At 67.0% G+C, this 9821-nt stretch carries 14 protein-coding genes; 4 read left to right on the forward strand and 10 right to left on the reverse strand.

Going from position 1 to position 9821, the window contains the following annotated elements:
• Nucleotides 1–12: 12 nt before the first annotated feature.
• The 4 genes from AU194_RS30685 to AU194_RS30700 all read right to left on the reverse strand — a co-directional run bounded on the left by AU194_RS30685 (nucleotide 13) and on the right by AU194_RS30700 (nucleotide 2732).
• Nucleotides 13–591, reverse strand: a complete 579-nt coding sequence (locus AU194_RS30685) for a TetR/AcrR family transcriptional regulator (protein WP_082698917.1) — start codon at nucleotides 589–591, stop codon at nucleotides 13–15.
• 4 nt (nucleotides 592–595) lie between these two features.
• Nucleotides 596–1318: a hypothetical protein gene (locus AU194_RS30690; RefSeq protein WP_059093015.1), complete on the reverse strand. Its 723-nt coding sequence runs from the start codon at nucleotides 1316–1318 to the stop codon at nucleotides 596–598.
• A 90-nt stretch (nucleotides 1319–1408) separates the two neighbouring features.
• Nucleotides 1409–1906 (reverse strand): dihydrofolate reductase, encoded by a 498-nt coding sequence (locus AU194_RS30695; RefSeq protein ID WP_059093016.1) that lies wholly within the window; start codon nucleotides 1904–1906, stop codon nucleotides 1409–1411.
• 25 nt (nucleotides 1907–1931) lie between these two features.
• Complete coding sequence (locus AU194_RS30700) at nucleotides 1932–2732, reverse strand: thymidylate synthase (protein ID WP_059093017.1); 801 nt, start codon at nucleotides 2730–2732, stop codon at nucleotides 1932–1934.
• Nucleotides 2733–2775: 43 nt separating this feature from the next.
• Here AU194_RS30700 and AU194_RS30705 point away from each other — a divergent pair, with 43 nt between their 5' ends.
• Nucleotides 2776–3513 (forward strand): dienelactone hydrolase family protein, encoded by a 738-nt coding sequence (locus AU194_RS30705; RefSeq protein ID WP_059093018.1) that lies wholly within the window; start codon nucleotides 2776–2778, stop codon nucleotides 3511–3513.
• Here AU194_RS30705 and AU194_RS30710 read toward each other — a convergent pair.
• Nucleotides 3510–3962 carry a hypothetical protein gene (locus AU194_RS30710; RefSeq protein ID WP_059093019.1) on the reverse strand — a complete coding sequence of 151 codons (453 nt, stop codon included), beginning with the start codon at nucleotides 3960–3962 and terminating at the stop codon, nucleotides 3510–3512. The two genes, AU194_RS30705 and AU194_RS30710, sit on opposite strands and share 4 nt — an antisense overlap.
• 68 nt (nucleotides 3963–4030) lie before the next feature.
• Nucleotides 4031–4804, reverse strand: a complete 774-nt coding sequence (locus AU194_RS30715; protein WP_059093020.1) for an SDR family NAD(P)-dependent oxidoreductase — start codon at nucleotides 4802–4804, stop codon at nucleotides 4031–4033.
• Nucleotides 4805–5039: 235 nt separating this feature from the next.
• On the opposite strand from AU194_RS30715, the gene AU194_RS30720 reads away from it, so the two are divergent.
• The gene (locus AU194_RS30720) at nucleotides 5040–6293 is read left to right on the forward strand and encodes a cytochrome P450 (protein WP_059093021.1); all 1254 of its coding nucleotides are present in this window, start codon (nucleotides 5040–5042) and stop codon (nucleotides 6291–6293) included.
• A complete protein-coding gene (locus tag AU194_RS30725; RefSeq protein ID WP_059093022.1) occupies nucleotides 6286–6966 on the forward strand; it encodes a TetR/AcrR family transcriptional regulator in 681 nt (226 codons plus the stop codon). The genes AU194_RS30720 and AU194_RS30725 overlap by 8 nt, the downstream gene beginning before the upstream one ends.
• Here AU194_RS30725 and AU194_RS30730 read toward each other — a convergent pair.
• The 4 genes from AU194_RS30730 to dapB form a co-directional block, all read right to left on the reverse strand.
• Complete coding sequence (locus AU194_RS30730) at nucleotides 6948–7403, reverse strand: flavodoxin family protein (protein ID WP_197417786.1); 456 nt, start codon at nucleotides 7401–7403, stop codon at nucleotides 6948–6950. The two genes, AU194_RS30725 and AU194_RS30730, sit on opposite strands and share 19 nt — an antisense overlap.
• A gap of 34 nt (nucleotides 7404–7437) precedes the next feature.
• Nucleotides 7438–7731, reverse strand: coding sequence for an Ltp family lipoprotein (locus tag AU194_RS30735; RefSeq protein ID WP_059093024.1), 294 nt, complete (start codon nucleotides 7729–7731; stop codon nucleotides 7438–7440).
• Between the two features lie 339 nt (nucleotides 7732–8070).
• Entirely contained in the window at nucleotides 8071–8535 is a 465-nt protein-coding gene (locus tag AU194_RS30740; RefSeq protein WP_059093025.1) for a tetratricopeptide repeat protein, read from the reverse strand.
• Nucleotides 8532–9269 (reverse strand): 4-hydroxy-tetrahydrodipicolinate reductase, encoded by a 738-nt coding sequence (dapB, locus tag AU194_RS30745; RefSeq protein ID WP_059093026.1) that lies wholly within the window; start codon nucleotides 9267–9269, stop codon nucleotides 8532–8534. Before dapB ends, AU194_RS30740 begins: the two co-directional genes overlap by 4 nt.
• 64 nt (nucleotides 9270–9333) lie before the next feature.
• Between dapB and AU194_RS30750 the strand changes: the two genes are divergently transcribed.
• On the forward strand, nucleotides 9334–9821 hold a 488-nt coding region (locus AU194_RS30750; protein WP_157576609.1), incomplete at its 3' end, for a DUF222 domain-containing protein.

The raw sequence follows: 9821 nt of genomic DNA on the forward strand, positions 1-9821 counted from the left end.
GCACATCGTCGCCTACCGCACCGACAGGATGCGGTCGAAGACGAGCGTGGTGACGTTGTCGATCGGAGTGCTGTCGCCGACGGTCTTCGCGCGCAGCGCCGCACCCTCCCATGCGTCGACGATGAGGTAGGCGGCGGCCTCGGCGTCGATGTCGCCGCCGATGCCGCCCTCCCGCTGACCGTCGCGGATCGCCGCGGCGAGCCGTTCGGCCCACGTCCCCAGCGCCGTCCGCACCGCCGCGGTGACCTCGGGCGCGTGGGCGGGTGCCTCGGCGGCGAAGTTGCCGTACATGCACCCCCGCCGGAACCCGTGGGCGGCGAGATCGGCGCGGAGATGGTCCAGATGATCGCGGATGCGTTGAAGCGCAGGCATACCGGGCTGGTCGAGCAGGTCCAGCCGTCGGCTTTGCCCGTACCGGGCGAGGACTTCGACGGCGAGCGCCTCCTTGCTGCGAAAGTGGTTGTAGAACGACCCTTTCGGCGCGTGCGCGGCCGCCGCGATCGTCGCGACGCCGGTCGCGGCGTATCCGCCGGCGTGGAGCTCTTCGAACCCGGCGTCCAGCAATGCATCTCGCAGACTCGGCCTCGCCATGCGCTCAGCCGATCCTGACGTCGTCGATGTCGACGGATACGGTGACGACGTCACGGTCGGGCAGTCCGTCGTCGGTGCGGGGATGGACGATCCGCCGCAGTGGCACCACGACCCCCTCGAAGAAGTGGTGATCGTCCATGTAGTGCGCCGCGGGCGATCCACCGGCGATGTCGACCTGATAGTCCCGGCGCCGCAACAGGCCGTCGGTGTCGACGTAGAGCACTTGATCGGCACTGTGGGTGGTGATGTGGCCGGGGTAGCGCACACCCAGCCGGCGCCACTTCTGCCCATCCTCGAGCCACGGGCCCAGTTCCTCGGTCTGCACACCGGGGAAGGTGAGCTGGTAGGGCTCCGTGAGGTAGGTCCACATCGCGTATCCGGAGAAGTACGCCAATTGCGAGGGTGTCCACAGGGATTCAAGCGTGTGTCCGGCGAACGACGCGCGCGGCTCACGCAGCACCTCGACGGACCGGTGCTCGGTGTCGTCGTGTTCGATCACCACCACGTCCGGACTGTAATGGGACCGGAGTCCCGGTGTCGGGAGCGGGCTGTGCCACGCGTGTTGCTCCTGGACCGAGATGCGCACGGTCGAGTCGTCGAGGATGCCGCCCACACCCTTGAGCGGCCACAGCACACCGCCGACCGTCTGGTGGATGGCGATCGTGTCCACATCTCGCCAGCGGTCGACGCCGCCGTAGGTCGCCAGTATTTCGTCGAGAAGGGCCATTGCCGCCTCCTGGGTCGAGTGCCACGACCGCGAATATGACCGGTCGTCTTACGCAACACAGGCGCATCGTGACCCATTCCGCGTGCGCCCTCAGGTGTCGATGCGCTGGTAGCTGTGGAAGCGGTACCGCAGCCCGTTCGCGCTGGTCAGCCAGTCTCCGGTGGTGCCGGCCCACGCCTCACCGAGCACCGGGGCCACCGCATCGGAGTCCTGCCGGTGCAGGTCGATCTCCACCTCGGTCACCTCGCACCGTGTCGCACGCCCGAGCGCCAGCGTGTAGACGCGCTCACCGCCGATCACCCACGTCTCCTCATCGTCGCGTAGCGCGTCGTCGAGGCTTGTCACCACCTCTGCGCCGTCGGCCAAGTAGTCGGCGTGGGTGGTGAGCACGATGTTCTTCCGGCCGGGCAGCGGACGGACCCTGGGCGGCAGCGACTCCCAGGTGAGCCGGCCCATCACGACCGGATGGCCGAGGGTGATCTCCTTGAACCGGGCGAGGTCCTCAGGCAGGTGCCAGGGGATGCCGCCATTGCGGCCGATCACCCCCGAGGTGGACTGCGCCCAGATCAGACCGAGCGTCGTCGTCATCGACATTCGGCCCTGCAAGCAGACCTCATACCGCCACCGGGGCTTTGATCGCCGGATGCGGGTCGTAGTTCTTGACGATGACGTCCTCGTAGGTGTAGTCGAAGATCGAATCCCGTTTCGCCAGAACCAGTTCCGGATAGGGTCGGGGGTCGCGCGAGAGTTGCTCGGTGACCTGCTCGACGTGGTTGTCGTAGATGTGGCAGTCCCCGCCGGTCCAGATGAACTCGCCGACACCGAGGCCGGCCTGGGCGGCCATCATGTGCGTGAGCAGCGCGTAGCTGGCGATGTTGAACGGCACCCCGAGGAACAGGTCGGCACTGCGCTGGTACAGCTGACACGACAGCTTCCCGTCGGCGACGTAGAACTGGAAGAACGCATGGCACGGCGGCAGCGCCATCTGCGGGATCTCCCCCACGTTCCACGCCGAGACGATGTTGCGGCGCGAATCCGGATCGCTGCGCAGCAGGTCGATGGCCGCGCTGATCTGGTCGACGTGCCCGCCCGACGGTGTCGGCCACGACCGCCACTGCACGCCGTAGACGGGGCCGAGTTCACCGTCCTCGCTGGCCCACTCGTCCCAGATCGTCACGCCGTGCTCCTGCAGCCATGCCACGTTCGAGTCGCCGCGCAGGAACCACAGCAGCTCGTAGACGACCGACTTGAGGTGCACCTTCTTGGTGGTGATCAGCGGGAAGCCCGCGGCCAGGTCGTAGCGCATCTGATGGCCGAACAGGCTGCGGGTACCGGTGCCGGTGCGGTCGGATTTGGGTGTACCGCGCTCAAACACCTCACGCAGCAGATCTTCGTAGGGCGTGGGGATAGGCACGTCGGTCAGCTTACTTCCAGATGCGGCGAGTAGAACGGATGGCATGCCGAGTATCAGCGCGACCGTGACGACGCCCGACGGCGACTGCCCCGTGACCCTGCACACCCCCAACGGGCCCGGTCCGTGGTCGGGCGTGGTGATGTATCCCGACGCCGGGGGTGTCCGTCCGACGTTCCACGAGATGGCCGACCGGTTGGCCGCGTTCGGCCACGCGGTGCTGCTACCGGATGTGTACTACCGCACCGCGGATTGGCAGCCGTTCGACATGGGCACCGTGTTCAGCGATCCGGTCGAGCGCAGGCGGCTGTTCGGGATGATCGGCTCGGTGACGCCGGACAAGATGGCTCTCGACGCGGGCGCGTTCTTCGACTTCCTGGCCGGGCGGCCCGAGGTGCGCGGCGACCGGTTCGGCGTCTGCGGATACTGCATGGGTGGGCGGACGTCGCTGATCGTGGCGGGCCGGGTATCCGAGCGGGTCGCCGCCGCGGGGTCCTTCCACGGCGGCGGGTTGGTCACCGACGACGAGATGAGTCCCCATCTGCTGGCCGATCGGATCACCGCGACGGTGTACGTGGCGGGTGCGAAGGACGACAACTCCTTCACTCCCGCGCAGGCCGAGACGCTGGACAAGGCGCTCACGGCAGCGGGGGTCGAGCACACGGTCGAGATCTACCCCGCCGGACACGGTTTCGCCGTCCCGGACAACGCGCCGTACGACGAGGAGGCGGCCCAGCGGCACTGGATCGCGCTGCAGGAGTTGTTCGCGAGCGCGCTGGGTTAGGCGGTTCGGCGGCGCAGCGTCTTGCCCAGCGCGCGCAGGATCCCCCGCGCCGCATATGCGCCGGCCACGACCGACAGCAGGATGAGCACGATGAACATCACCATCCAGTTGGTGCGGTCGTGGCTGACGTTCCACCAGACGACGGTGAAGAGCACGGCGCAGATGAACACGACGATGTCGCGCCAGTTGCCTTCGTAGGAGACCGCGGCCATCCGGAGTTCGCGGCTGCGTTCGGTGGTGGTGATCAGGTCCTCGATGCGCTGATCGATGCTGCGCTTGAGCCGGTCACGCAGTTCGGTCTGCTCGGGCGGGATGCGCTCGAGCAGGTCCATGTCCTTGACGATCATCCCGCGGAAGTCGGGCCCCCGCAGGTTCCCCGCGGCGATACCGAGCAGTGCGCCACCGGCGACGGGCGCTGCGCCCAGGGCGATCTCGGCGATTCCCGGCATACGTTCAGTCCCTTCACTCGGCCAACTGCTGTCGCGAGTCTTTCTACCGCGTCGGCGGGTGCGAGTCGCTACTGCGCCAGGAATCCGCCGTCGACGGGCAGCACGGCTCCGGTGACGAACGACGCGTCGTCAGACGCCAGGAAGGCGATGGCGGCGGCGACCTCCGCGGGTTCGCCGAGGCGGCCCATCGGGTGCATGCGCTCGACGCCGTCGAGGTAGTCCGCGCCGCCCGGTTCCTCCCGGATCGCGGCGACCCGCTCAGTCGAAATCGTCCCCGGCGCAACGGCGTTCACCCTGATGCCGCGGTCGGCCCATTCGACCGCCAGGTGCTTGGCCAGTCCGGTGGCGACGAACTTGGCCGGGCCGTATGCGGCCTGGCGTTTCTGCCCGGCGAGGCCCGAGATCGACGACAGGCACACGATCGAACCGCCACCGGCCGACGTCATCGCTTCGATCGCGAATTTGCAGGTGAGGAACATGCCGCGGCCGTCGATCGCCATCACTTCGTCCCAGTCGGCGGCCGTCATCTCCGTCGCGTCGCCGAGCGGGATGATGCCCGCGTTGGCGACGAGCACGTCGAGTCGTCCGAAGCGGTCGACGGCGGCGGTGATCATCCGCCGCGCGTCTTCCTCGACCGCGACGTCGCCGACGACCGTCTCGACGTCAGTACCGCGACCGCGCAGGTCGTCGGCCAGTTCGAGCAGCGGTTCGCGCTGGATGTCCGTCAGGGTCAGACGCGCACCCTCGCGGGCGAAGAGCTCCGCGGTCGCCCGCCCGATGCCCATCGCCGCGCCGGTGATCACCGCCGATTTGCCGAGGAGACGGCCAGATCCATTGGTCACGGGTGAACAGTGCCAGGTGTCTGCACTTCGCGGGCCCTAATCGGTCGACCGGTGGCCCGAGGCTCCGGCGCATCCCGGACGTTCGGCGTCAATCTGTATGACCACAGCGGACGAACGGCTTGTTTTACGCAGGAGTTTTGCCGTATCCGCTGACGATCGCCGAGGACAGTCATACAGTTGCGGCATATGTGTCCGACCGGCCACCTGTCGACCGCCAGCGGAAGTTGAGACATCGATGAACGCCCGAAGCCCAGCCCCCAGCGTCTTCGAAGCCGATCTCCCCACGTTCGGCTACGGCCTCGACGCCACCCCGCACGACATTCTCGAGGACGTCCGGAAGGCGCAAGCGTGCGCGCCCATCGCGATGGGACCCCTCGGACCGGAGATCCTGTCGTACCGTATGGTTCGGGAAATTCTGCGCGACAACAGATTTCGACTGCCGCCCGGTATCACCCTCGCGGCGCAGGGCATCACCTCGGGCCCGTTGTACGACAAGCTGGCGAACAGCCTCCTGGGTATGGACGGCGCACCACATGTCCGGTTACGCAAGCTGGTGTCCAAGGCCTTCACTCCGCGCGCGACATCACGTCTGCGAGACACGATCCACGAGGTGCTGAACGGGCTGATCGACCGGGTGGTGGACGCCGGCCGGTGCGACGTCGTGACCGACATCGCGCGTCCCTACCCCACCCCGATCATCTGCGCACTGCTCGGTGCGCCCGGTGAGGACTGGCAGCTGTTCGCGGACTGGACTGAGGAGATCTTCAAGGCCTTCAATTTTCAGCCTGATGCCACCTTCGATGAGCCCGCGATCATGCGCGCATGGGGGGAACTCGACGCCTACGTCGACGACATGGTCGCCGCCCGCCGAAACAGTCTGACCGATGATTTGCTCTCCGAACTTATACGCGCCGAAAGCGACGGTGACCGTCTCGATCTCGACGAACTCCGCATGCTGGCGGCCGGTTTCCTGATGGCGGGAACGGATACGACGCGGAACCAGCTGGCCGCGTCGGTGCAAGTGCTCTGCGAGCATCCAGATCAATGGGCGAAGCTGCGCGACCAACCGGAACTCGCCATGCAGGCGGTCGAGGAGAGCATGCGCCACTCACCCGCGGCTTGCATCGTCCCGCGAGTCGCCGTCGAAGATGTCCAGTTCGGTGGCTACCTGTTTCCCGCGGGGACCTTCGTACTCGCGAACACCTTTGCAGCCAATCGCGATCCATCGATCTATGACGACGCCGACCGGTTCGACATCGCGCGCACGGACGTACCCCCGATCCTGACCTTCGGCGGCGGCGCGCACTACTGTCTCGGAGCGAACCTCGCACGCCGGGAACTGGCGGAAGCACTCACCGTCCTCACCCGCCGCTTACCCTCCGCCGATCGCATCGGTCCGGCGCCGTGGAGATCGCTACTGGGAATGACCGGTCCCACAACGCTTCCGATCGAATTCACCAGCGAAAGCCTTGTGACCGCGGATGCGTAGCCGTGGCTGGGCAGGTTCGACACCCTCATCCGACGAGGAGGCGATCTCGCGGATTCTGACGGCGGTCGACGACGAGGTCGCCAAGCATGGCTCGGCCATCCGCCTTGCCGACGTCGCCCGCAGACTCGGTGTCACTCGCCAGACGGTGTACCGGTACTTCCCCAATGCTGACGCGATGCTCATCGCCAGCTCCATGCGCGCGGCCAACGGGTTCATCGACCAACTCGCAGCACACGCCAGAGGGCGGAACGACCCCGTCACCGCAGTGGTCGAATGCGTATGTTTCGGAATCGAGCGCCTCTCCGGCGATCCCCAGCTGGAGAGCCTGCTGACCCGGAGACATGAGGGCGAAGCCGTAACCTCGCTGACCTCCGACACGGCGATCACCTTCTGCTTGTCGGTCTTCCACCGCCTCGACGTCGATTGGAAGCTTCACGGCTTCGACGCCACCGCGCTCCGCGAACTCGCCGAAATGACCCTGCGCACCGTGCAGTCCCTCCTGACCGATCCAGGGCAGCCGGTGCGCGACAACGCCGCACTGTGCCGCTTCGTTGCCCGGTGGCTGGGCCCGGCGATCCTCTACCCGCGGATGGCGTCGCTGTCGATCTACGAACACACATACCCTGCCGGTCACCTGGCCGATGAAGCGAGGTCTCAGAGTTCCATCAGCTGAGCGGCGACCGTTGCGCCGAGGTTCCAGCATGCTTCGATGTCGGCCTTGGCCGGTTTGCCGGATACGACGACGGTCTCGGCGACGCGCTCCCACCCCAGGCCCGCGGTGATTCCGGCCAGGGCACGTTCGGCTCCTTCGGTGCCCTCGTTGCCGTGGAGATAGACGCCGAACGGTCGGCCGGCGGCGGCATCGAGCAGTGGGTAGTACGCCTGATCGAATGCGTGCTTGAGAGCGCCCGAGATGTACCCCAGGTTGGCCGGGGTGCCCAGCACATAACCGTCGGCCTCCAGCATCTCGACCGGAGAGACCGTGAGCGCCGGTCGCCGAAGCACCTCGACGCCTTCGATCTCGGAATCGGTCGCACCGACCACCACCGCCTCGAGCATCTCCTGGCAATGCGGCGACGGGGTGTGGTGGACGATCAGCAAACGGGGCACCAGTCAGGACTACACCACGCTGCAGCGCGGCCTGTCACTGGTAGGCGATCGAGACCCCGTACGCGGCCTGGCTCGGCGTGAAGCCCTCGTATTCGAGCTGTTCGACCAGACCCTGGGGTGAGAACGCCGAGATGCTGAGGTACTCCTGCGCCTTCTCCACCGCCTGCTCGTTCCAGTCGACGGTGATGCTGTCGACCGCGAACGTCGCGTCCGCGGTCGAGAAACCTTCGTACTCCAGTTGGCCGATCAGACCCGAGCGGGAGAAGGCGGAGATGGCGAGGTACTCCTGCGCCTTGCGTACGGCGTTCTGTTGGCTCGCCGGCGACATGGGCATATGCATATCGACGCTGTGGCGCGGCCCGCTCGAGGCGGGACCGAATGCGTGCGGTGCGGCCGACACGGCCGGAGCCAATCCCACGACGATTGCGCCGATAGCTGCTGTGACGATGAAGGAACGAGGCATGGGAACTCCTGTTGTTTAGCTGCCTAGTTCTTGTCCATCGTACGGAGAATCCGCAGTGTTACGTGCTCAGGGGCCTTCAAGATCGTCAACTCCGGTGTGGATTCGGATTTGCTGTTATCGATCTTGCTCGGGCAGTTTCTCCTGAGCCGACACGTCGGCGACGTTTGCGGGCCGCTTAGACCGGCTAGTCGTTTGCTCCGCCGCTCAGGCGGACTCTTCGAGCTCGACGGCCTTGCGCATCGCGGCGCGGGCGCGGCTGCGATCACCGGCGTAGTCGTACGCCCGGGCGAGGCGGTACCAGCGCACCCAGTTGTCCGGATCCTCGTTGAGTTCGTCGCGCACGGTCTCGAACAGCGCGTCGGCGGCGTCGCGTTCGATCCGGCCGGACGGGCGGCGTGGCAGATCGCTCACGTCGAGGTCCATCCCCTGTTCCCGCGCCCGCCGCACCAGTCGCTGGTGGGCGAAACCCGCCCGCAGGGTGCTGACCATGACCCAGACGCCGATCAGCGGAAGCGCCAGCAGTGCGATGCCGAGCCCGACGGCCGCGAGCTCACCTGTCTTGATGAACGCGTACGCGATCCGCCCGAGCAGCAGGAAGTACACGACCAGCGCCACGCACATTAGGCCGATGAGCACCTGGGTGCGCAACGCGCGGCGGTCGTCGGTCATGTCAGATCGAGGAGCGGTTCGATGCCGATGGTCAGGCCCGGCCGCTCGGCGATCTTACGAACGGCCAGCAGCACGCCCGGGACGAACGACGTGCGATCGATGCTGTCGTGCCGGATCGTCAGCGTCTCGCCCTGGGTGCCGAAGAGCACCTCCTGATGCGCGACGAGGCCGGCCAACCGGACCGAGTGGACGGGCACGCCGTCGACGTCGGCACCGCGGGCGCCGTCGAGGCCGGTGCTGGTGGCATCGGGGTTGGGCGGCAAGCCTTTTCGGGCTTCGGCGATGAGCTTCGCGGTGCGGGCTGCGGTGCCCGACGGCGCGTCGGCCTTGTGTGGGTGGTGCAGTTCGATCACCTCGACCGACTCGAAGAACCGTGCCGCCCGCTGCGCGAAATGCATGGACAGCACGGCACCGATCGCGAAGTTCGGCGCAATGAGCACGGCCGATCCGGGCTTGTCCGCCAACCACTCCCGCACCTGGGCGATGCGCTCGTCGGTGAAGCCGGTGGTGCCGACGACGGCGTGAATGCCGTTGTCGATGAGGAACTTCAGGTTGTCCATCACCACGCTCGGGTGGGTGAAGTCGATGACGACCTCGGTCTGCGTGTCGACCAGTGCGCTCAACGAATCGCCCGCGTCGACGCCGGCGGTGAACGTGAGGTCGTCGGCGGCCTCGACCGCCTGCACCATCGTCGTCCCGACCTTGCCCTTCGCGCCCAGCACCCCTACTCGCATGGGCTCACCCTAGTGGTGCGCTCGTGAGGAGAACTTGTCAGACCCTCGCACTAGTGTTCGAACTATGGATGGAGGGTTCGATACCGCGGTCGACGACCTGGTGTCGGCCGTGGCCGAACTGCAGGCCGCGTCCATAGACGCCCTGACCCCCGCCGAGGCGCTCGCCGAACTCGATCGCATCAAGACCGCCCTGTGGGCGGTCCCGGCCGTCGAGCACCGATTGACCACCCGGGTCATGGAAGCCGCCCCCAACGACTTCGGCGCCACCTCGCACAAACAACTGCTCGCGAACGCGCTGCGGCTGACATTGAAGGAGGCCGGCGAACGCCTCGCCGATACCCGGCAGCTGGGCCCGCGGCAGACGTTGACCGGCGAACCAGTGCGCCCCGAACTGCCCCACACCGCGGCCGCGGTCGCCGAAGGCGCCATCGGCTCTGCCCACGTGCGGATCATCCAGGACTTCATCAAGAACCTACCCATCTGGGTGTCGTTTGCCCGCCGCGACGACTACGAACGCGACCTCGTCGGCCACGCCCGTGCGCTGCGGCCCGA

The sequence above is a fragment of the Mycobacterium sp. GA-2829 genome, assembly GCF_001499965.1.
Taxonomy (GTDB): Bacteria; Actinomycetota; Actinomycetes; order Mycobacteriales; family Mycobacteriaceae; genus Mycobacterium.